Below are 22,407 nucleotides of genomic sequence, written 5' to 3'. Positions count from 1 at the left end.
TGTTCGGGCGACCGGACACGCTATCGAGCCTATGGCCGTCCGGGGTGGAGCGGGATAGGGACGGCGGGATCGGCGGTGCTGTCCGGTCGCGGGCGGAGTCCGGCCGGACACGCGCCGCCGCGGCCCACAGCTTCGTGTGGGCCGCGGCGGCTTGGTGTCACAGGTACTGGCCGGTGTTGGCGACGGTGTCGATGGAGCGTCCGGCGTCGGCTCCCTGCTTGCCGGTGACGAGCGTGCGGATGTAGACGATCCGCTCGCCCTTCTTGCCGGAGATGCGTGCCCAGTCGTCGGGGTTGGTGGTGTTGGGCAGGTCCTCGTTCTCCTTGAACTCGTCGACGCAGGCGGCGAGGAGGTGGGAGACGCGGATGCCCTTCTGGCCGTTCTCGAGGAACTGCTTGATGGCCATCTTCTTGGCGCGGCCGACGATGTTCTCGATCATGGCGCCGGAGTTGAAGTCCTTGAAGTACAAGGTCTCCTTGTCGCCGTTGGCGTAGGTGACCTCCAGGAAGCGGTTCTCCTCGGATTCGGCGTACATGCGCTCGACGGCGCGCTGGATCATGTTGCCGACCGTCGTGGCCTTGTCGCTGCTGTGCTCCTCGAGGTCGTCCTCGTGGAGGGGCAGGTTCGCCGTGAGGTACTTGGCGAAGATGTCCTTGGCGGCTTCGGCGTCGGGGCGCTCGATCTTGATTTTCACGTCGAGCCGGCCGGGTCGCAGGATGGCCGGGTCGATCATGTCCTCGCGGTTCGAGGCGCCGATGACGATGACGTTTTCGAGGCCTTCGACACCGTCGATCTCGGAGAGCAGCTGCGGGACGATCGTGTTCTCGACGTCCGAGCTGACCCCCGAGCCCCGGGTGCGGAAGAGCGAGTCCATCTCGTCGAAGAAGACGATGACGGGCGTGCCTTCGCTGGCCTTCTCGCGGGCCCGTTGGAAGACCAGGCGGATGTGCCGCTCGGTCTCGCCGACGTACTTGTTGAGGAGTTCCGGGCCCTTGATGTTGAGGAAGTAGCTCTTGCCTTGTTCGCCGTCCACGCCCTTGGCCTCGGCGACCTTCTTGGCCAGGGAGTTGGCGACGGCCTTGGCGATGAGCGTCTTCCCGCAACCGGGCGGGCCGTAGAGCAGGATGCCCTTGGGCGGCCGGAGTTCGTGTTCCTTGAACAGGTCCGGGTAGAGGTACGGGAGCTCGACGGCGTCGCGGATCAGTTCGATCTGGTTCCGCAGGCCGCCGATCTTCGTGTAGTCGATGTCCGGGACTTCTTCGAGGACGAGTTCTTCGACCTCGCTCTTGGGCACGCGTTCGTAGACGTAGCCGGAACGGGGTTCCAGCAGCAGCGAGTCTCCGGCGCGGAGGGGGCTGTCGAGCAGGGGCTCGGCCAGGCGGACGATGCGTTCCTCGTCGGTATGTCCGATGACGAGGGCGCGTTCGCCGTCTTCGAGGAGTTCCTTGAGCATCACGACATCGCCGATCCGCTCGAACTCCATGGCGTCGACCACGTTGAGGGCCTCGTTGAGCATGACCTCCTGGCCGCGCTGGAGGTCCTCGAGGTCGAGGTTGGGGCTGACGTTCACGCGGAGTTTTCGTCCTCCGGTGAAGATGTCGGCCGTGCCGTCTTCGTTTGCTGACAGGAAAGTACCGAAACCCGAAGGTGGCTGCGCGAGCCTGTCCACCTCCTCCTTGAGGGCCACGATTTGATCGCGGGCCTCTCGGAGCGTCGCCACCAGCCGCTCGTTCTGTGTGGTCAGACCGGCGAGGCTGGTCTGGAGCTCGACGATCCGCTCCTCCAGCATCCTCGTCTGACGCGGCGAGTCGGCGAGCTTGCGACGCAGGACGGCGACTTCCTGCTCAAGAAAGGACACCTGGCTCATGAGGTCGTCCGTACCCCGAGCCGGCCTCCCGCCACGGTTCATGTCGTCGTCGTGGGCTGCCACGGTCCTCACCTCCTCCTGGGAGCTGCGACGTCTCCGACCCTACCTGCGGCAGGGGGGGTTGAAACCCCTTGATCAAAAGACGGCCTGGGCGTGTCCGATCTTCACCCGCGCGATTGCCCCCACTGTTGTGTGGTGCCGATACCCACCCATCAACATCACGAAGCCGTCGGCGGTAGGGTCTCTTGGTCGGTTCCCAGCGTGAAATGGTGAAGTGCGAGGCCTGATGTCCACCGAGAATGACGCTCTTGAGGTGTGGATCGACCAGGATCTTTGCACCGGTGACGGAATCTGCGTGCAGTTCGCCCGCGAGGTGTTCGAGCTGGACATCGACGGCCTCGCATACGTGAAGGGCGAGGACGACGAACTGCGCACCGACCCGGGTTCCGCGGTGCCGGTGCCGCTGCCACTGATCACAGAAGTGATCGATGCCACACGCAAATGCCCTGGTGAATGCATCCATGTGCGGCGTGTGTCGGACGGCGTCGAGGTCTACGGCCCGGACGCCGGCTGACCCCGGACGGCAGCCGCAAGGCGCGCGCAGGCGATCCGCCGCGCGCGCCTTTTTTGTGTGTCTTGCCGGGGTTCTCCGGTTCGCCACGCCGCGCTCCGCCGGGTGCGCGGGCGTGCGGACGGGCGCGCCGGAGTGCTTCCGGCGCGCCTGCCGAGGGCGTTTTCCGGCCAGATCCGCTACGGGATCAACTGGAGGGTTTCTTCCTGGTCGGGGCAGCAGCGGGGCACGTTTTCCCCGGACCAGCCGAGCAGCGTCGCGGTGGCGTGCCCGTCGGCGACGTCCAGGCTCTTGACGATCCGGTCGTCGGCGGTGTCGAGGAGGGTGCGGCCGCGGTCGGGCCGGCCGTCGTCGCCGAGCGTGTAGGCGATGATCGCGTCGGGCGGGGTGCCCGCGCCGGTGGCGCACCGCACCTGGAGGAGGTGGACGCCGCCGGGCAGCGGCACGTTCGCGCGTACTTCGGTCGGCAGGCCGGCGCAGTCGAGGCCGTAGTCGACCGCGGACCAGTCGACGGCGACGTCGGCGAGCGGTTTGGCCGCGACCGGGTCGACACGCCCGGCGTCCGGGGCGGCACCGCGCGGTTGGGCGCCGCCTGCCGGCTGTCCCGTGTCGGGGGCTTGGCCGGTGCCGGGTATCGCGCCGTCGTTGCGTTCGTCCGGTGGGAAGACCGGTGCTTCGCGGTGTCCCTTCGCCGGTGCGGTGATGCCGGGCACGCCGCCGTCGAGGCGGCTGGCCGCCCAGATGGACACGGCGCTGATGCCGACGAAGACGATGATGCACGCCGCGAAGATCAGCACGACGGAGTTCTTGACGTCCGGTTTGGGGACGCGGGGCGCGGGGGCGCCGACGGCGACGAGTTCGCCGGAAGTACGGGGGTCCGGTACCGCGGGGGGCGCGGGGTGGACCGCAGTGGGTTCGAGGGCTGCTCCGGGGTCGGTGTCCGCTATTTCGGACGCGCCGTTTTCGTGCACGCCCCGGTCGTGCACGCCGTGTTCATCCGCCACGACCTGCCACGTTAGTGGTCTGCCGCCACACAGGAAAGGCCTGGCGGAAAGCGCTCGCGGGGCGTTCCGGCGGGTTCGGCGACAGGTCCGGACATGGCCGGAATCCGTGGGATGCGCCCGCTCCGCGGTCGATTCCGGTCGCGGTCCGGTGTGCGGCCGGAAAACGGCGAGGCGCCGCCGGATGCCGGCGGCGCCTCGCGGAAGCGGACGGGGAATCAGACCTCGGGTGCCTCGTAGTCCTCGCCGTAGGAGCCCTTGGAGGGGCGGCGGCGGCGCATCGGGGCTTCCACGCCGTCGGCCATGCGGCGGGCGGTCACCAGGAATCCGGTGTGGCCGATCATCCGGTGGTCGGGGCGGACGGCGAGGCCTTCGACGTGCCAGGTGCGCACCATCGACTCCCACGACTGGGGTTCGGTGAAGCAGCGCATGGCGCGCATCGTCTCGACGGTGCGGGCGAGCTGGGTGGTCGTGGCGACGTAGCAGCACACGAGGCCGCCGGGGACCAGCGCCTTGTGCACGGCCTCGAGGCACTCCCAGGGCGCGAGCATGTCGAGGATGACGCGGTCGACGTCGGTCTCGGCCAGGTTGTCCTGGAGGTCGCCGACGGTGAGCGTCCACGCCGGGTGGGGCCCGCCGAAGTAGCGCTCGACGTTGCGCTTGGCGATGTCGGCGAAGTCCTGCCGGCGCTCGTAGGAGGACAGCTGCCCCTGGTCGCCGACGGCGCGCAGCAGGAAGGTGCTGAGCGCGCCGGAGCCGACACCGGCTTCGACGACGCGGGCGCCGGCGAAGATGTCGGCCATGGCGATGATCTGCCCCGCGTCCTTGGGGTAGATCACCGCGGCGCCGCGGGGCATGGACAGGACGAAGTCGGGGAGCAGAGGCCGCAGCGCGAGGTAGTCGAAGTTCCCGGACGAGCGGACGACGGTGCCCTCGGGGGCGCCGATCAGTTCGTCGTGCGGGAACGATCCCTTGTGGGTGTGGAAGGACTTGCCGGCTTCGAGAGTGAAGGTGTGGTGGCGGCCCTTGGGATCGGTCAGCTGCACTTGGTCCCCGACCTGGAAGGGCCCGCGACGACGGGCGGCACCGGTCGGTTCGGACATGCGCCCAAGGGTACCGGTCGGCGGAGGGCCTTCGGTCCGGGGGCGTCGCTGCCCGTCCTCGCTGGTCACCCACCGCATACCATCGACGGCGTGAGTGATTCGGGCGGGCTTCCGCAGGGACGGGACGGCGAAGAGCACGGCGCCGGTTCCGGTGGTGTGCCGGGAGGCGCGGCGCCGGGCGGGCCCGCGGGCCGTCCCGTGGCGGGCGGGCCGACGACGGAGCGCACCGGGCCGGGTCCGGGCGGCGGGCTGCTGATGGGGCGCCCGTTCGGGGTGCCTGTGTATGTGTCGTCGTCGTGGTTCGTGATCGCGGTGGTGATCACGCTGCTGTTCGCGCCGACGTTCGAGCGCTTGTTCCCGCAGTTGGAGAGCTGGAAGTACCTCGTCGCGTTCGCGTTCGCGGTGCTGCTGTATCTGTCGGTGCTGGTGCACGAGTTGGCGCACGCGGTGACGGCCTTGCGGTTCGGTCTGCCGGTGCACCGGATCACGATCCAATTCCTGGGCGGCGTTTCGGAGATCGACAAGCCGCAGACGGCGGGCCGGGAGTTCGCGGTGGCAGCGGCGGGGCCGGCGTTGTCGCTCGCCCTCGCCGGTGGCTTCTGGGGCGTGGGCCTGGCCCTGGACGTCGATTCGCTGGTCGGGCGGATGGTCGCGCTGCTGGCGGTGTCGAACCTGATGGTGGCCGTGTTCAACCTGCTGCCGGGGCTGCCGTTGGACGGCGGCCGGATGCTGCGCGCCGGGGTGTGGGGGGCGACGAAGCGCCCGATGGCCGGTACGGTCGCGGCGTCGTGGGCGGGGCGCCTGCTCGCGGTCGCGGTGCTGATCGGTGCGGTGTGGTGGTCGCGCGAGGACACCGGGTGGATGCGCCTCTACACGGTGGTGTGCGGGGCGCTGATCGGCGGGTTCATGTGGACGGGCGCGGTGCAGTCGCTGCGTGCCGAGCAGTTGCGCGAGCGCCTGCCCGGGCTGCGGGTCCGGGGGCTGACGCGCCGCGCGATCCCGGTGGCGGCCGATCTGCCGTTGGCCGAGGCGCTGCGCCGGGCGGGCGAGGCGGGCGCGCGGGCGCTGGTGGTGGTGGATGCGAACGGTTCGCCGATCGCGCTGGTGCGCGAGTCGCGGGTGGTGAACACGCCGGAGCAGCGCCGTCCTTGGGTGGCGGTGGGCCCGTTGTCGCGGGATCTGCTGCCGGGGATGCGGGTGGCGGCGGAGTTGGCGGGCGAGGACCTGCTGGCGGCGTTGCGGGCGACTCCGGCGTCGGAGTACTTGGTGGTGGAGGCGGACGGCAGTGTGTACGGGGTGCTGGCGCGCAGCGATGTGGAGCGCGCGTTCCTGGACTTGATGCGGCCCGCCGCGCGCCGGTAGCCGGGTGCGCGGCGGGCCGTGGTGCCCGTTTGCGGGCGGGTTTCAGCGCGGGGTGAGGGTGACGGTGTAGGTGCCTCCGGTGCGGCCGTGGGTGGTCACGGTGAGGGTTTGGCCGTGGCGGTCCCAGTCGGCGTTGCGGCCTTGGACGGCGACGTTGTAGCCGCGGGGGTAGACGTCGCGTGGGACGGCTATTTCGGTGGGCCCGTCGGCGTTGGCGCGCGTGGTGTAGGTGAGTGTGTAGGTGCGGGTGGCGGGGTCGTAGCCGTAGGAGACCGGGTCGCCGGCGGTGGCTCGGGCGTAGGGCTGGACGAGCAGGTCGTGGTTGGGCTTGAGCTGCCCGTCGGCGGTGAGGGTGCAGTAGCCGCCGCCCCGGCACCATTGCCAGTCGGTCCAGCCGCTGGAGAAGCGGTCCATGGCGGCGGTCATGCGTGTGAAGTAGGTGCGCATGTTGGGCAGGGTCGGGTCGGGCGGGCCCCATTCGCCGACGATGACGGGCATGCGGTTGCGGGCCGGGTAGTCGGTGATGGCGGCTTCGTAGGCCTGGATGAAGGTGCCGTCGGGGTCGTAGTCGGCGCCGGCTTCCATGGCGGTGTCGTAGAAGTGCGGTGCGTAGGCGGCGTGCGGGTCGTCGATGGCGCCGAGCTGGGTGGGGACGCCGAGGCCGACGATGACGGTGGGTTCGACGAAGACCCAGTTGTCGCGGTCGACGAGGCGGACGGCGTCGGCGAGGCGGTTCCACAGTTCGGTGAGCTGTCCGGCTTCGAACCGGCCTGCGGCGGTGGGCAGGTCGGTGTCGGCGGCGAGTTTGCCGAAGGGCTCGTTCATGAGGTCGTAGCCGAGTACGGCGGGGTGGCGGCCGAGGGCGGCGGCGACGGTCATCCACATGCGGGCGTGCGCGGCGCGGAGGTCGTTGTCGGTGTAGAGGTGGTCGAAGGCCGTTTGCACGGACGGTTCGAAGTACTCGGAGAACCAGTCGCCCGGGATGGGTTCGTAGGGCAGGCCGTCGGTGCGGGTGGTCCAGGCGGGGATGCCGCGGTGGCCGTTGAAGGTGGGCCCGTAGACGTCCTGGTGGGCGTCGAGGACGACCTTGATGCGGTAGCGGTCGGCCCAGTCGAGGATGCGCCGCATTTTGGCGAGGTAGGTGCGGTCGTAGCGGCCGGGGGCGGGTTCGAGGTCGTCCCAGAAGAAGACCAGGCGGGCGAGGTTGAAGCCGCGGGCGGCCATGTCGCGCAGGTCGCGTTCCTGGATGTCGGCGAATGCGTCGGCGCCGCTGTGCCCCTTGTCGGCGAGGTTGAAGCCGCGCCATTGCGTGGCGCGGCCTTGGTCGTCGGCGATGTAGGTGCGGTTGCCGACGGTGACCCGGTCGGGGCGGTGTCCGTTGCCATGGCCGTTGCCGTTGCCGGGGTGTGCTTGCGCGGGGAACGCGGCGAGCAGGACCGCGGCCGCGGCCAGGGCGGCGGCGGTCCTGAGGCGGCGGTGGAGCGGGGTGCGGCCGGGAGGGTGCGGGGGGACGCGGGACATGCGCATGCACAGGGCCTTTCGCGACGGCGCGGACGGGGCGGTGGGTCACGAGCGGGACGGATGTTACTGGTGGGTGTTGGAAGTTCCCAGGGGTCCGGGCCCGCCCGCTCCTGTCCCCCGGGCTGTCCCCCGGGCCCCGTACCCTGGCGGCATGACCGAGACCGGAACCGAGACCACCCCCGCTGCCGGGCCCGATCCCGCCGCGCGCGGGGCGTCGCTGTCGCCGTCGCGCGCGAGCGACTTCATGCAGTGCCCGCTGCTGTACCGGTTCCGGGTCCTCGACAAGCTCCCCGAGAAGCCGAGCGCCGCGGCGACCCGCGGCACGGTCGTGCACACCGTGCTGGAGCGGCTGTTCGACATCCCGCGCGGCGACCGCACGCCCGAGGCCGCGCTGCGCCTGCTGCGCCCCGCGTGGGACGAGCTGCTGGCCAAACGCCCGGAGCTGGCCGAGCTGTTCGACGACGGCGAGGGCGGTGTGGCGGCGGCCGAGCTGGCCGACTGGCTCGGCGGCGCGGAGCAGCTCGTCGAGCGCTACTTCACGCTCGAAGACCCGAACATGCTGGAGCCCGCCCGCCGCGAGCTGTACGTCGAGACCAAACTCGACGACGGCCTGACGCTGCGCGGCTACGTGGACCGCCTGGACGTCGCCCCCACCGGCGACGTACGGGTCGTGGACTACAAAACCGGCAAGGCGCCGTCCGCGCGGTTCGAGGACAAGGCGCTGTTCCAGATGAAGTTCTACGCGCTCGTCCTGTGGCGCCAGTACGGCCGCCTGCCGCGCCGCCTCCAGCTCGTCTACCTGGGCAGCGGCGACATCGTGCGCTACGACCCCGACGAGCAGGACCTGCTGGCCGTCGAGCGGAAGCTGCGCGCCTTGTGGACGGCCATCCAGCAGGCCACCCGCACCGGCGACTGGCGCCCCAACCGGACGAAGCTGTGCGGCTGGTGCGACCACCAGGCGGTCTGCCCGGAGTTCGGCGGGACGCCCCCGGCGTACCCGCTGCCCGTGGTCGCGGTGACCGGCCCGGCCGAGACGTCGGCCGAGTAGCCGGACTCGAACGGCCTCAACCCGACTCTAACGGCCTCAACCGGACTCGACCCGACTCGACCGGCTTCAACCGGCGAGCCGCACCGCGCCGTCGTCGAGCTGCGCGTCGAGAGCGGCGCGCAGCCACGCGTCGGCGGCTCCCGCCGTCGGTTCGTCGCCCCCGCCGCGGATCTCGGCGACCAGGTCCCAGTACCAGTCGATTTGCGGATCCCCGGCGAGGTGGCGCCCGAGCCGGCGGCGGAACCCGCCGGTGTCCGCGGTCTCGTAGACGCGCGCGTAAGCGGCCACAAAACCGTCCAGTGCCTCCCCCGCCGCCGGGGTCTCCCCCTGCCGGATCCGCGCCGACGCCAGCGTGTAGGCCTCGGCCAGACCGTCGTAGAGCAACGCGAGCCGCAGCCGGTCGCCCCGGCGCTGCACCACGGCTTGCGCCGCGCGCTCCCGGTCCGCGTCGCTGCACGGGGCCGACACCGCGGCGTGGAGCCGCGCGAACGCCAGCACTTGCCCCGTCGTGGGGTCTTCCGGCGGGCTGGGCACGGCCGCGTCGAGGATCATCGCCCGCACCCGGGTCGGCAGCCGCGCGGGCAGCCAGCCGCGCCAGAAACGCTCGATGGACGTGGTCGTCGGCGGCGTGGCGATCGCGCCGACGAGCCGGATCCGTTCGGCACGTTCGCCCGGCGGGCAGTCGTGCACCAGGCGCAGCGCCGCCTCGCGCCACCGGAGCGCCGCGATATGGCCGCCGATATCCCGGAGTTGCCCGGAGATCACATCGTCGAGGACGTCCGTTTCGGCAGTGTCCCCCGCGTGTTCGCGTTCGACCACGCGCCGGATGTCGGGCAGCGCCAGATCGAGGGTGCGCAGCGCGCGGATGAGCCGGAGGCGGTCGAGCGCGTCGGGGGCGTAGCGGCGGTGTCCTCCGGCGCTGCGGGCGGCTTCGGGGAGGAGTCCGGCGTCGGAGTAGAACCGCACGGTTTTGACGGTGACGCCGGCCGCTTCGGCCAGCTCTCCGATGCTCCGCAGTCCGTCGGGCGACGTGCTCACGCTTGAACCTCCCTCAGGGGGAGTTCCTACCGTACCCGGGACCGCGGAGCTCCCTGCGGAGCCGTATCGGGGCTGCCGTGGTGCGCATGACCGCATGCCGTCCCGAGTGAGGAGCCTTCCCATGACCGCTTTCGTCCTCGTCCCCGGCGCCTTTGCGGGCGGGTGGCTGTGGCGCGACGTCGCGGCCCGCCTGCGGGCCGCGGGTGCCGACGCGTATGCCGTGACCCCGACGGGCCTCGGCGACCGCCGCCATCTCGCGCTGCCCGACGTCGGCCTGGACACGCACATCCGCGACATCGTCGAGGTGATCGACCACGTCGACGATCCGGGTGTGGTGCTGGTGGCGCACGGCTGCGCCGCGTACGCCGCTCTGGGTGCGGCCGCGCGCCGCGCGGGCCGGGTCGCCCGGGTCGTCTACGTCGACCCGGGCACGGTCCCGCACGACGGCGACCCGGCCGCGCTGGCGGTGCCCGACCAGCCCGTCCGCGAACGCCTCCTCGCCCCGCCCGCGCCCGGCTCCTCGTCGGCGTCCCCGGACGACCCGGCCTGGCTGCTGCCCGTCCCCGATGCCTGGTCCCGCTGGGGCAGCACCACGGGCCTCACCGACGCCGACCTGGCCCGTCTTTCCCGCTTCTCCGCGCCGCACCCGGTGGCCGCGCTCACGCAGCCGCTGCGCCTCGCCGAGGAGCCGAAGGACATGCCGACGACCGGTGTCATGTGCACGGCGAACGGCGCGAGCATCGACATCCTCGAAGGCGTGGTGCGGTTGGGCGACCCGCGCCTGGCGCGGCTGGCCCACCCCGACACCTCGTTCTTCGAACTCGACACGGGGCATTGGCCGATGCTGTCGCGTCCCGCCGAGTTGGCGGACGTCCTGCTGCGTGCCGCGGCCGGCGAGGGCCGCCGCCTCACCGTCTCCGGCTCCGGCGGGGAACCGGCGACCCATCTGCAGCCGTTCGTGCTCGACGTGCCCGACGCCCCGCGGGAGCGGATCGGCCGCGTCGACCTGTACGTGCCCGCGGCCGAAGGCCCGCGCCCGGCCGTGGTGCTCGTGCACGGCGGCCCCGTTCCGCCGGTGGCGCAGCCGACCCCGCGCGACTGGCCCGCGTTCGTCGGCTACGCCCGTCTGCTCGCCGCCTCGGGCCTGGTCGCGGCCACCGTCGACCACCGCCTGCACGACCTCACCGGCTACCCGGCGGCCGCGCGGGACGTCGCCGACGCGGTCGCGCTCGTCCGGGCCGACCCGCGCGTCGACGCGGACCGCGTGGCGTTGTGGTTCTTCTCCGGCGGCAGCCTGCTGTCCGCGGAATGGCTGGCCGCTCCCCCGCCGTGGCTGCGCTGCGTGGCGCTGACCTACCCGGTCCTCGCCCCGATGCCCAACTGGGGTCTGAGCGGCCCCCGGTTCCACCCGGCGGACGCACTCGCCGACGCGGGCGCCCTCCCGGTGGTCCTGACCCGGGTGGGCCGCGAGCAAGCCTTGATCGCGGCGACCGTCGAAGCGTTCCTCGACCGGGCCCGCACCCTGGGCGCGAACGTCGAGGTGGTGGACGTGCCGAACGGCCGCCACGGCTTCGAGACGCGCGACGACACCGACGAGTCCCGGCAGGCCCTCCGGGACGCCGCCGCAGCCGTCGCCGCGCACCTCGGCGGTGCGGCCTGGTAGGGCCTTCCGGCTACAGGGCGCCCGGGCGCACCAGACCGCTCTCGTAGGCGTACACCGCGGCCTGGACCCGGTCGCGCAGCCCCAGCTTCGTGAGCACGTGCCCGACGTGGGTCTTCACGGTCGTCTCGCTGACGAACAGTTCGGCGGCGATCTCCGCGTTGGACATGCCGCGGGCGACGAGCCGCAGCACCTCGACCTCGCGTTCGGTGAGCATCGCGAGGGTGTCCGGGGTGGGGTCCTCGGCGGCGGGCAGCCGGGCCGCGTACATGTCCAGCAGGCGGCGGGTGATGCTCGGCGCGAGCAGCGCGTCGCCGTCGGCGATGACCCGGATCGCGCCGATCAGGTCGTCGGCGGGGACGTCCTTGAGGAGGAACCCGCTGGCGCCCGCGCGGAGCGCCTCGACGACGTACTCGTCGAGGTCGAACGTGGTCAGGACGAGGACCCGGGCGGTCTCGTCGCCGCCGTCGCGGCCGTTGCCGACGATGCGGCGGGTGGCTTCGACGCCGTCCATGCGCGGCATGCGGATGTCCATGAGGACCACGTCGGGCTGGAGCGTGCGCACGAGTTCGACGGCCTGCTGGCCGTCGGCGGCCTCGCCGACCACGGCGATGTCCGGTTCGGCTTCGAGGATCATGCGGAACCCGGTGCGCAGCAGCGGCTGGTCGTCGACGAGGATCACGCGGATCGTCATGCTGGGTTCTGCTCCAGTCGGTCGGTTCGGTCGTCGTGGCGGCCGGTCCCGCCGGGGTCCGCGCCGGTCCGCGCGTCGGGGACCGGGTCGCGGGCGGGGTCCGGGCCCGCCGGGGGACGGGGCTCGGACGCGGCGTCGGCACCCTGCCGCACCGGGTGCGGCGTGTGCCGTGTCTGATTCTGCACGGTCGCCGCCCCGGGCGTGTGGGCGCGGTCCGCGCGGGGGGTGCGCTCGGCTGCGGGGCGCGGCCGGTCGGCCGGCGGCAGGGGGATGCGGGCGAGCACTTCGAATCCGCCGCCCGCGCGCGGTCCCGCGTACAGGCGTCCGCCGTACAGGGCGACGCGTTCGCGCATGCCGAGCAGGCCGTGCCCGGTGCGGCCGCCCTCCGACGCGCCCAGGTTGGCGGCGGCGCCGCGCCCGTCGTCGGCGACCCGGACGAGGAACTCGTCGGCCCGGTACCGCAGCAGGACGCGCGCCCCGGCGGGCCCGGCGTGCTTGAGGGTGTTGGTGAGGGCTTCCTGGACGATCCGGTACGCGGCCAGGTCGATCCCGGGCGGGAGTTCCGCGGGGACGCCTTCGATCGACAGTTCGACCTGCACGCCGGCCTCGCGCACCTGCTGCACCAGCACCTCGACGCCGTCGAGACCGGGCTGCGGAGCGTTGTGCCCCTCGTTGAGCCGCCGGGCCTCGGCGCCTTCCGCGTCGTCGGTGTTGCGCAGGATCCCGACCAGCCGGCGCATCTCGACCAGTGCGGCGCGGCCGGTCTGCTCGACGGCGGACATGGCTTCGCGGGCCCGGTCGGGGTCGCGGGCGATGGTGCGCTGCGCCGCGGACGCCTGCACGGTCATGACGCTCACGTGGTGGGCGACGACGTCGTGGAGTTCGCGGGCGATGCGGCCGCGTTCCTCGGCGAGTGCGGCGCGGGTGTCGGCTTCGCGGGTGGCCATGAGCCGGTCGGCGCGGGCTTCCAGTTCGGCGGTGTAGGCGCGGCGGAACCCGACGCTGCGGGCGAACGCCCACACCGCGAACAGCGCGGCGAGGTTCGCCAGCACGTCCACGAAACCGATGTCCCGGTCGCCCATCGCCAGCCACGCCATCGTGGTGGCCTCGGCGAAGAACAGCGCGAACGCCGCGGGCAGCCGGGGCCTGCTCACCGCCGCGCTGTACATGGCCACCAACTGCCCGAGGCTCGCCCCCGCGGCGCCGTAGTGCGCGCCCGCGAGCACCAGGAACGGCACGGTGACCGCGAGCAGCACACGCAGCGAATGCCCGGACCGCCACAGCAGCGGCAGCACGCACAGGATCGCCAGGACGACGCCGAACGCGTCGGGCTGCCGCCGCATGTCGCTGCCGAGGTCGTCGAGGAACAGGCCGCCGATGGCGAGCGCACCCAGGATGACGACGAGGATGACGTCCTGGGGGGCGGGTTTGCGCCACAGCGTCACGTCGCGCTGGCGCAGGTCGTCCAGCCACACCACGGCCTGGTCGCGCAGCCGCTGGGTGCGGCTCGCGCGCGGCGTGGGCGGCGGCACGGCCGCTGCGGGGGCGGCAGCGTCCGGGTGCGGAGCGTGGTCGGCGGGCGTCACAGGTCCACGGTAGAGGCTGTGACCAGGCGGATTCTCCCGGCGGAGCGCGGTCTCGTCCGCACGGATGACCGACGGCCGCACGCGGGTGCGACTTGCGGAGGAGCGGCGAGGGGCCCGTACTCCCGGCTCGGAAGCGCCGCCCGGGCCCGCCCCGCGCCGGGACGGGCGCCAACGGTGTACCGCGCGTGTGCCCGAGGTGCGCCGGACATGCAGAGGCGGACGGACCTTGCGGTCCGTCCGCCCCGGCTCCCCGTGCCGTACCCCCGTGGCGTCCGAAGGGACCGGTCCTCCCGGCGGCCGCCCCCGCGGCCGCACTCCCCGTTCCGGTCCCGCGGGCCCGGCTTCCGGCGGTCTCCCCACCACCGGACACCGTGCCCGTGACGCTCCGTCCGCACCCTGCGGCGCAGACCCCCGATCCCCGTCCGCCCCCGCGGACGGGACGCCTCCACAAGATCCCCCGTGGACCTTGTGAAAGCGGGACGGTGTCGCCACCGTCCACCGCGCCCCGGTGCCTCCACCGAAGTGGAACCCCCGTGCGCAGACAGTCTTGCGGCAACGCGGGTAGACGGTCGTCAGGGAAATCCCTCGACCTGCCGGCGACTCCCTCGGTCCCGGCCCGTGCCCGGTCCCGTCAGCCGGTGACCCCCGCCGGTGCCTCGGCGCCTCCGGCGCGCCGCCGGGCCAGCAGGTCGAGCATCGGCAGGTCGACGCCTTCCAGGGACGGCACGATCGTGCGCCGCGGCCCCGGGGTGATGTGGTTCATGCTCGGCACCGCGACCACGATGCAGCCCGCGGCTTCGCCGGACGCCACACCCGTCGGCGAGTCCTCCAGGACGACGCACCGTGCCGGGTCCACGCCCAGCCCCGCCGCCGCGGTCAGGTACGGCTCCGGGTGCGGCTTGGAGTTGACGACCTCGTCGCCCGAGACGGTCAGGTGGAAGTGGTGGGCGCCGAGCGACGGCAGGACGGCGTCGACGATGGCGCGGTAGGACGCGGTGACCAGCGCGAGCGGCACCCCCGCGGCGCCGAGTTCGCCGAGCAGCCGCTTGGCGCCGGGGCGCAGGTCGACGCCGAGGCGCAGGATGTCGACCATGCGCGCGTTGATGCGGCGCTCGAGTTCGCCGGGGGCGACGTCGATGCCGGAGACGTCGAGGAGGTAGGCGACGGCGGGTTCCATGGGGCTGCCGAGGAGGCGTACCGCGTGCTCGGCGCCGAGGTCGTAGCCGAAGTCGGCCATGACGGACACTTCGGTGGCGAACCAGCTGCGTTCGGTGTCGACGAGAGTGCCGTCCATGTCGCACAGCACCGCGTGCACGTCACCGCCGGGATAGGCGTCGATGTCGAGGGCCGTCATGGGCACCTGCCTTCCTGTCCGGGTGCCGTCCGGCCTTGCCTGCTCCCTGCGTGCCCCTCATGAGACTCGTGGGGCGCGGCGGCGGCCTTCCGGCGCTTGCGTCCCCTCCTTCACTCGCGTCACTCGCTGGTGATGGGCCCTCGATTGTGCGTGACGATGCGGTTGGAGGCAAGCGCATTGTGGCGCGCGTCGCGGGTGTGTAGGTGTGCCCGCGGTGAATAGATCGAAACGGTTACATCGACAGAAACCGGCCAGGGCTCGGGGAGCGCCGCGATGCGGTCGCGGAGTTCGGCGGGGTCGGTGTGCCAGGCGCTGGGCCCCATGCCGACGACGGTGGCGACGTCCGCGTGGGTGAGCGGCGCGCCGAAGGCGACGCGGGTGTCGCCGGCCGGGGTGAAGTGGTTCGCGAGGGCGGCGTCCAGGCGGGCCTTCTTGTCGCTGTCAACGCGCAGGAGGCCGAGGCGGGCGACGGGCTCGGCGAGGTGTCCGGCGTTCGGCGTGACCACGACGAGGCGCCCTGCGGGGTGCAGGATGCGGTGGAGTTCGGCGGGGTTGCGCGGCGCGAAGACGTTGAGGATCGCCGCGGCGGCGTGGTCGCGGACCGGCAGCGGCTGCCAGGCGTCGCACACCACGGCGCCGATGCGCGCGTGGGCGCGGGCGGCGCGGCGCAGCGCGTGCTTGGAGATGTCGAGGGCGATCCCGGCGCGCTCGGGCAGCGCGTCGAGGACGCGGGCGAGGTAGTAGCCGGTGCCGGCGCCGACGTCGGCGATGTGCCCGGGAACGCCGTCGCCGCCGGCCGGGTCGCCTGCGGCGGCGCGCACCGCGGCGGTGACGGCGTGCGTGACGGCGTCGGCGATCGGTGCGTAGTGCCCGGCGCCGAGGAAGGCGTCGCGGGCGGCGACCATGTCGGCGGTGTCCGCGGTGCCGGTTTTGGCGTCGCCGGCGAGGAGGCTGGTGTAGCCCTGGCGGGCGACGTCGAAGGTGTGGCGGCCGGTGCAGCGGAGGGTGCGTCCGTCGGCGTCGAGGCTCAGCGGGGCGGCGCAGTGGGGGCAGCGCAGGGCGTCGGCGATGTCGTGGAGCACGGGTGCCTTCGGGGCCGGGGATCGGGATGATCAGCGTACGGCCCGGCGGGGCGCACTGTTCTCACAGCACGCCCCCCGATGTGCGGGTCGGTGGTGCCCGGTTCGATCGTGCCCGGTTCAGCGGGCGTTGAAGTACTTCGCCTCGGGGTGGTGGAGCACGATGGCGTCGGTGGACTGCTCGGGGTGGAGCTGGAATTCCTCGGACAGGTCGACGCCGATGCGGTGCGGCTGGAGGAGTTCGACGATCTTCGCGCGGTCTTCCAGGTCCGGGCAGGCCCCGTAGCCGAGGGAGAAGCGCGCGCCGCGGTATTCGAGCTTGAGCATGCCGTCGATGTCGGCCGGGTCCTCGCCGGAGAAGCCGAGTTCGGCGCGCACCCGGGCGTGCCAGTACTCCGCCAGCGCTTCGGCCAACTGCACGGACAGGCCGTGGAGTTCGAGGTAGTCGCGGTAGGCGTTGTCGGCGAAGAGCCGGCCGGTGGCGCCGGACAGCTTCGAGCCCATGGTGACGACCTGGAAGCCCACGACGTCGACCTCGCCGGAGTCCTCCGGGCGGAAGAAGTCCGCGAGGCACAGGTGCCGGTCGCGGCGCTGGCGGGGGAAGGTGAAGCGGAGGCGTTCGGAGCCGTCCTCGTGCAGGACGATCAGGTCGTCGCCCTTGGAGACGCACGGGAAGTAGCCGTAGACGACGGCGGCTTCGAGGAGGTTCTCGGTGACGAGGCGGTCGAGCCAGTAGCGCAGGCGCGGGCGGCCTTCGGTCTCGACGAGTTCCTCGTAGGAGGGCCCGTTGCCGCCGCGGGTGGGCTTGAGGCCCCACTGCCCCATGAAGGTGGCGCGCTCGTCGAGCCAGGACACGTAGTCGGCGAGCTGGATGCCCTTGACCACGCGGTCGCCCCAGAACGGCGGCGTCGGCACCGGGTTGGTGACGGACACGTCGGAGCGCGCGGGCATGTCTTCCGGCGCGGTTTCCACGAGCGTCGCGGCGGCGACCTTGCGGCGCTTGAGCGGCGGGAGTTCGACGCCGGGGACGCCGCGCTTGACGCCCATGAGGGCGTCCATGAGGCGCAGGCCTTCGAAGGCGTCGCGGGCGTAGCGGACTTCGCCGGCGTAGATGTCGTACAGGTCTTCCTCGACGTAGGCGCGGGTGAGCGCGGCGCCGCCGAGGATGACCGGGAAGCGGGTGGCGAGGCCGCGCTGGTTCAGCTCCTCCAGGTTCTCCTTCATGATCACGGTGGACTTGACCAGGAGGCCGGACATGCCGACGACGTCGGCCTTGTGCTCCTCGGCGGCGTCGAGGATCGCCGACACCGGCTGCTTGATGCCGATGTTGACGACGTTGTAGCCGTTGTTGCTGAGGATGATGTCGACGAGGTTCTTGCCGATGTCGTGGACGTCGCCCTTGACGGTGGCGAGCACGATCGTGCCCTTGCCGTCCGCGTCGCTCTTCTCCATGTGCGGTTCGAGGTGCGCCACCGCGGTCTTCATGACCTCGGCGGACTGCAGCACGAACGGCAGCTGCATCTGGCCGGAGCCGAACAGCTCGCCGACGACCTTCATGCCTTCGAGCAGCGTGTCGTTGATGATCTCCAGCGCGGGCCGCGTGGCGAGCGCCTCGTCCAGGTCGGCCTCGAGCCCCTGGCGTTCCCCGTCGACGATCCGGCGCTCGAGCCGCTCGCCGAGCGGCAGCGCGGCGAGCTCCTCGGCCCGCGACGCCCGCACCGACTTGGCGTCGACGCCTTCGAACAGCTCCATGAAGCGGGCCAGCGGGTCGTAGCCCTCGCGGCGCCGGTCGTAGACCATGTCGAGCGCGACGTCGCGCTGCTCCTCGGGGATCCGGGCCATCGGCAGGATCTTCGAGGCGTGCACGATCGCCGAGTCGAGGCCGGCTTCGACGCACTCGTTGAGGAACACCGAGTTGAGGACCATGCGCGCGGCCGGGTTGAGGCCGAACGACACGTTCGACAGCCCGAGCGTGGTCTGCACCTGCGGGTACAGGCGCTTGATCTCCCGAATGGCGTCGATCGTCTCGAGCCCGTCGCGGCGGGTCTCCTCCTGACCGGTCCCGATCGGGAACGTCAGGCAGTCGACGATGATGTCCTCGACCGCGAAGCCCCAGTTGTCGCGCAGGTCGCGGATGATCCGGTCGGCGACGCGGACCTTCCACTCGGCGGTGCGCGCCTGGCCTTCCTCGTCGATCGTGAGCGCGACGAGCGCCGCGCCGTGCTCCTTCGCGAGCGCGGCGATCTTGGCGAAGCGCGAGTCGGGCCCGTCGCCGTCCTCGTAGTTGACCGAGTTGACGACGGCACGACCGCCGAGCGCTTCGAGACCGGCCTTGATGACCGCGGGCTCGGTGGAGTCCAGGACCAGCGGCAACGTCGTCGCGGTGGCCAGGCGGGTGGCCAGCTCGCGCATGTCCTCGGCGCCGTCGCGGCCGACGTAGTCGATGTTGAGGTCGAGCATGTGCGCGCCGTCGCGGGACTGGTCGCGCGCGATCTCCAGGCACTTCTCCCAGTCCTGGACCAGCATCGCCTCGCGGAACGCCTTGGAACCGTTGGCGTTGGTGCGCTCGCCGATCGCCAGGTACGAGGTGTCCTGCCGGAACGGGACCGACTGGTACAGCGACGCCGCGGACGGTTCGCGGCGGGCACGGCGCTGCGTGATCTCGCGGCCGCGCACGCGCTCGACGACCTGGCGCAGGTGCTCGGGCGTGGTGCCGCAGCAGCCGCCGACCAGGGACAGGCCGTACTCGCGCGTGAAGACGTCGTGCGCGTCGGCGAGTTCCTCGGGGCTGAGCGGGTAGTGCGCGCCATCCGAGGTGAGCACCGGCAGACCGGCGTTCGGCATCGCGGACAGCCCGATCTGCGCGTGGCGCGCGAGGTGCCGCAGGTGCTCGCTCATTTCCGCGGGACCGGTGGCGCAGTTGAGGCCGATGAGGTCCACGCCGAGCGGTTCGAGAGCGGTCAGCGCCGCGCCGATCTCCGAGCCCAGCAGCATCGTGCCGGTCGTCTCGACGGTGACCTGCACGAACACCGGCACGTTGGTGCCCGCGGCCTGGTTGGCGCGCTGGGCGCCGATGACGGACGCCTTGGTCTGCAGCAGGTCCTGGCTGGTCTCGACGAGCAGCGCGTGCGCGCCGCCGGCGATCAGACCGGCGGCGTTCGCCTGGTAGGCGTCGCGGAGAACGTCGTAGGTGGTGTGGCCGAGGCTCGGGAGCTTGGTGCCGGGGCCGATCGAGCCGAGCACCCAGCGCGGGTGCTCCGCGGTGGAGAAGCCGTCGGCGACTTCGCGCGCGATGCGGGCGCCGGCCTCGGACAGTTCGAAGATGCGGTCGGCGATGTCGTACTCGCCGAGGTTCGCGAAGTTCGCGCCGAAGGTGTTGGTCTCGACGCAGTCGACGCCGACCGAGAAGTAGGCCTCGTGCACCGAACGGACGATGTCCGGGCGCGACACGTTGAGGATCTCGTTGCAGCCCTCGTGGCCCTGGAAATCGTCGAGAGTGGGGTCCTGCGCCTGCAACATGGTGCCCATGGCCCCGTCGGCGACGACCACGCGGGTGGCGAGTGCTTCCCGCAGCTGTTCGGGGGTTGCGGATGTTGCAGTCATCAGGATTCTCCCTGGAGTGCGACGGCTGTCGGCTTGTGACCCCTGGCGGGCCCTCCGGTCCGCACGCGGGCCGGGCGAACAGCGTAACCGTGCGGCGCACGGAATCCGCGGGGCGTCCCACCTGATGGGAATGCCGTCGGCCTTCCCCTGGTTGCCGGTACGCGTCCGCGGCGTGCGCTGGCGGATGCCCGTTCCGGGTAGGAGTCACACCGGCGGGGACGGCACGCGACCCGCGGGATCGGCCGTCCGGCCCCCCGCGAGGCCGAAGCCGTAGGCTGGACGCGGTACACAAGGAATGGCAAAGAACCCGTGACACGCACGGGAAAGCGGATCCGGCGCAGTGGCGCCGGCGAGGAGGCACCGGCTTGATCGAGCTGGACGACATCCCCGAACTGGTGGACCCCGTCATGGTGGCCGCATTCGAGGGGTGGAACGACGCGGGCGACGCCGCGTCCGCCGCCGTCGCACACCTCGACCAGGTCTGGGGCGGCGAAGTCTTCGCAGCATTGGACGCGGAGGACTACTACGACTTCCAGGTGAACCGGCCGACCGTGTGGATGGACGGCGACACCCGGCGCATCACCTGGCCGACCACGCGCCTGTCCGTGGTCCGGGTCCCGGAACCGCGCCGCGACATCGTGCTCGTGCACGGCATCGAGCCCAACATGCGCTGGCGCTCCTTCTGCAACGAGCTGCTCGGCTTCGCCCACGAGCTCGGCGTGGAAACCGTCGTCACCCTCGGCGCGCTCCTCGGCGACACCCCGCACACCCGGCCGGTCCCGGTCAGCGGCACCACCTCCGACCCGGTGGTGGCCCGCAGCCTCGGCCTGGAGCAGACGAAGTACGAGGGCCCGACGGGCATCGTCGGCGTCCTCCAGGAGGCGTGCACGCATGCGGGCATGCCCGCGCTGACGTTCTGGGCCGCGGTGCCGCATTACGTGTCGCAGGCACCGTCCCCGAAGGCGACGCTGGCGCTGCTCCGCAAGCTCGAGGACTTCCTGGACCTGGCGATCCCGATGGGCGAGCTGACCGAGGACGCGCGGGCGTGGCAGCTGGGCGTGGACCAGCTCGCCGCCGAGGACGCGGAGGTTGCCGAGTACGTGCAGGCCCTGGAGGCGGCGCGCGACGCGGAGGACCTGCCGGAGGCCTCGGGCGAGGCTATTGCGCTGGAGTTCGAGCGGTATTTGCGGAGGAAAGGCGGGGAAGGGGGACCCGCGGCCGGGGGGTGACGGGTGCCCCGGGGAACCGCTTGCAGCCCTTGCGGCCCGAAGCGACGGCCCCCCTAGGCCTGTGGACAACCCCCGACACGCTCTGATTCGGGCGTGTTAGACCTAGGTGGTTGGGGGAGCCGTGGGCGGTATGACAATCCGATCAGCAGCGCGCACGTTCCGCTCGTGTCGCGGCGCTGGTGCCGTTCCCCGTCCGCCGCGCCCCGTTGCCCTCGTGCCGTGCCTCACACCGCCACCATCGCCCGCCCTCGTCCCACCCGCGCCGCTTGCTCCGCCAGCGCGTCCAGGACTGCCGCCAGGTGCGGATCGCTCTCCGCGCCGTTGCGCACCATCGCGCCGATGTGCCGCTGCGGCTGATCGCCCGTCAGCTCGCGGATCACGATCCCCGCGGCGGAGTGCGGTGCGGACGCCAACCGCGACGTCACGAGCCGCGGCACCAGCGCCACCCCCAGCCCCGCCGCGACCAGGCCGAAGATCGTCGTCCACTCGTCGGCCCGGTGCACCACGCGCGGCGTGAACCCGGCCGCCGCGCACGCCGTCGCCGTCAGCCGACTGCACGCGCCGACCGAACCCGACACCCACGGGTCGTCGCTCAGGTCCGCGATCGCCACCGCGCGTTCCCCGGCAAGCGGGTGATCTGCCCGCATCATCACATCGAGTGGATCGGCGAGCAGCGAGACGCGGGCGAACCGCGCGTCGTCCCCGACCGGCCCGTCCGGCGACGCGATCACGATCGCGAGGTCCGTTTCGCCGTGCACGAGTTCACCGTGGACGTCGGGCAGCTCCGACTCGCGCAGGATCAGCGACAGCCCGGGCCGCCGCTCGCGCAGGTCGCCGAGTGCGGGCAGGACGAGGCCGGTGATCGCCGACCCGAACGCGGTGACCCGCACCTCGCCCGCATCGCCGTCCCGGTACGCCGCCAAATCCGCGTTCACTCGTTCGAGCTGTGCAAACAGCTGATCGGCATGCCGCAGCAGGACCCGTGCGGCGCCGGTCAGCCGGACCCGGCGGCCGGCGGGTTCGAGGAGCTTTACGCCCGTCTCCCGGGCCAACGCCGTCAACTGCTGCGACACCGCCGACGGGGTGAGGTGCAGGGCTTCGGCGACGGCGGCGACCGTGCCGCGCTCGTCGAGTTCCCGCAGCACGCGCAGCTTGCGGAGGTCGAGGTCCGATGCGGAGGACATAGCGCAACTGTACGAGCCGCTTGGGCTTTTCCGAACACTTGTCCAGTGCGCCCGCGACCGGGTGAAGATCCATGATCTTGGACCTCCCGAAGTCCCTGTTGCGGGTCGCGACCGTACAGACCTCCTCCGCCCAAGGCCACGTCCCGGCGAACGTCGCAACCGTCACCCGCTGCGGGCTGCGGGCTGCGGTGCGCGTGTCGATGAAGGCGCGGGTTCATCTACTTTCGGGGCGGCCGGGGCTCGGCGCGGCGCAGCGGCGGTGGCTGCGGGCTGCGGGCTGCGGGCTGCGGTGCGCGTGTCGATGGATGGCGTGGGTTCACTCGGTCCGTCGCCGAGGTTGCCTCCCCGCTACGGGTTCGGCGGTTTCTTGCCGCGACAGCGCCGCGAAACCACCGGTGATCCCGTCGTCGGACTCCGTTGCCCACGCGCCCACCCCCGACGGCGATCCCGCCCCGCCCGCAGCCGCCCGCAGCCGCCCGAAACCGCGCATCGGCAGCGCGGAGTCCG

Annotated in this window: 15 protein-coding genes and 1 pseudogene; 5 read left to right on the top strand and 11 right to left on the bottom strand. The window is 72.1% G+C overall.

The window, feature by feature from the left end:
- Positions 1 to 157 precede the first annotated feature (157 nt).
- Positions 158 to 1,930 carry a proteasome ATPase gene (gene arc / locus ABEA93_RS24965; RefSeq protein WP_345677983.1) on the bottom strand — a complete coding sequence of 591 codons (1,773 nt, stop codon included), beginning with the start codon at positions 1,928 to 1,930 and terminating at the stop codon, positions 158 to 160.
- Between the two features lie 223 nt (positions 1,931 to 2,153).
- Here arc and ABEA93_RS24960 point away from each other — a divergent pair, with 223 nt between their 5' ends.
- Entirely contained in the window at positions 2,154 to 2,441 is a 288-nt protein-coding gene (locus ABEA93_RS24960; RefSeq protein ID WP_345677982.1) for a ferredoxin, read from the top strand.
- Between the two features lie 176 nt (positions 2,442 to 2,617).
- On the opposite strand, the gene ABEA93_RS24955 is transcribed toward ABEA93_RS24960, so the two are convergent.
- Complete coding sequence (locus ABEA93_RS24955; protein ID WP_345677981.1) at positions 2,618 to 3,442, bottom strand: hypothetical protein; 825 nt, start codon at positions 3,440 to 3,442, stop codon at positions 2,618 to 2,620.
- 215 nt (positions 3,443 to 3,657) lie between these two features.
- Positions 3,658 to 4,542, bottom strand: coding sequence for a tRNA (adenine-N1)-methyltransferase (locus ABEA93_RS24950; RefSeq protein WP_345677980.1), 885 nt, complete (start codon positions 4,540 to 4,542; stop codon positions 3,658 to 3,660).
- A gap of 90 nt (positions 4,543 to 4,632) precedes the next feature.
- Between ABEA93_RS24950 and ABEA93_RS24945 the strand changes: the two genes are divergently transcribed.
- The gene (locus tag ABEA93_RS24945; RefSeq protein WP_345677979.1) at positions 4,633 to 5,904 is read left to right on the top strand and encodes a site-2 protease family protein; all 1,272 of its coding nucleotides are present in this window, start codon (positions 4,633 to 4,635) and stop codon (positions 5,902 to 5,904) included.
- Between the two features lie 42 nt (positions 5,905 to 5,946).
- Here the strand turns inward: ABEA93_RS24945 and ABEA93_RS24940 are convergent, their stop codons facing one another.
- The gene (locus ABEA93_RS24940; RefSeq protein ID WP_345677978.1) at positions 5,947 to 7,431 is read right to left on the bottom strand and encodes a cellulase family glycosylhydrolase; all 1,485 of its coding nucleotides are present in this window, start codon (positions 7,429 to 7,431) and stop codon (positions 5,947 to 5,949) included.
- A gap of 145 nt (positions 7,432 to 7,576) precedes the next feature.
- Here ABEA93_RS24940 and ABEA93_RS24935 point away from each other — a divergent pair, with 145 nt between their 5' ends.
- On the top strand, positions 7,577 to 8,473 hold the full coding sequence (locus ABEA93_RS24935) for a RecB family exonuclease (RefSeq protein ID WP_345677977.1): 897 nt from the start codon (positions 7,577 to 7,579) through the stop codon (positions 8,471 to 8,473).
- A gap of 66 nt (positions 8,474 to 8,539) precedes the next feature.
- Here the strand turns inward: ABEA93_RS24935 and ABEA93_RS24930 are convergent, their stop codons facing one another.
- A complete protein-coding gene (locus ABEA93_RS24930; protein WP_345677976.1) occupies positions 8,540 to 9,511 on the bottom strand; it encodes a MerR family transcriptional regulator in 972 nt (323 codons plus the stop codon).
- Positions 9,512 to 9,632: 121 nt separating this feature from the next.
- Here ABEA93_RS24930 and ABEA93_RS24925 point away from each other — a divergent pair, with 121 nt between their 5' ends.
- Complete coding sequence (locus tag ABEA93_RS24925; protein ID WP_345677974.1) at positions 9,633 to 11,174, top strand: alpha/beta hydrolase; 1,542 nt, start codon at positions 9,633 to 9,635, stop codon at positions 11,172 to 11,174.
- A 10-nt stretch (positions 11,175 to 11,184) separates the two neighbouring features.
- Here the strand turns inward: ABEA93_RS24925 and ABEA93_RS24920 are convergent, their stop codons facing one another.
- The 5 genes and pseudogenes from ABEA93_RS24920 to metH all read right to left on the bottom strand — a co-directional run bounded on the left by ABEA93_RS24920 (position 11,185) and on the right by metH (position 19,487).
- Positions 11,185 to 11,865, bottom strand: a complete 681-nt coding sequence (locus ABEA93_RS24920; protein WP_345677973.1) for a response regulator — start codon at positions 11,863 to 11,865, stop codon at positions 11,185 to 11,187.
- A complete protein-coding gene (locus ABEA93_RS24915; protein WP_345677972.1) occupies positions 11,862 to 13,451 on the bottom strand; it encodes a sensor histidine kinase in 1,590 nt (529 codons plus the stop codon). The genes ABEA93_RS24920 and ABEA93_RS24915 overlap by 4 nt, the downstream gene beginning before the upstream one ends.
- Before the next feature lie 631 nt (positions 13,452 to 14,082).
- Positions 14,083 to 14,805 (bottom strand): HAD family hydrolase, encoded by a 723-nt coding sequence (locus ABEA93_RS24910; RefSeq protein ID WP_345677971.1) that lies wholly within the window; start codon positions 14,803 to 14,805, stop codon positions 14,083 to 14,085.
- 212 nt (positions 14,806 to 15,017) lie between these two features.
- Positions 15,018 to 15,887, bottom strand: a pseudogene (locus ABEA93_RS24905) (putative RNA methyltransferase); the annotation flags it as partial.
- A gap of 117 nt (positions 15,888 to 16,004) precedes the next feature.
- Positions 16,005 to 19,487, bottom strand: coding sequence for a methionine synthase (metH, locus tag ABEA93_RS24900; RefSeq protein ID WP_345677970.1), 3,483 nt, complete (start codon positions 19,485 to 19,487; stop codon positions 16,005 to 16,007).
- Between the two features lie 365 nt (positions 19,488 to 19,852).
- On the opposite strand from metH, the gene ABEA93_RS24895 reads away from it, so the two are divergent.
- On the top strand, positions 19,853 to 20,716 hold the full coding sequence (locus tag ABEA93_RS24895) for a PAC2 family protein (RefSeq protein ID WP_425585079.1): 864 nt from the start codon (positions 19,853 to 19,855) through the stop codon (positions 20,714 to 20,716).
- A gap of 224 nt (positions 20,717 to 20,940) precedes the next feature.
- On the opposite strand, the gene ABEA93_RS24890 is transcribed toward ABEA93_RS24895, so the two are convergent.
- The gene (locus tag ABEA93_RS24890; RefSeq protein ID WP_345677969.1) at positions 20,941 to 21,900 is read right to left on the bottom strand and encodes a LysR family transcriptional regulator; all 960 of its coding nucleotides are present in this window, start codon (positions 21,898 to 21,900) and stop codon (positions 20,941 to 20,943) included.
- Positions 21,901 to 22,407 lie beyond the last annotated feature (507 nt).

The organism is Yinghuangia aomiensis (assembly GCF_039542225.1).
GTDB lineage: Bacteria > Actinomycetota > Actinomycetes > Streptomycetales > Streptomycetaceae > Yinghuangia > Yinghuangia aomiensis.
Note: the sequence above shows the minus strand (reverse complement) of the source record. Positions and strands in the feature narration are given on the sequence as shown.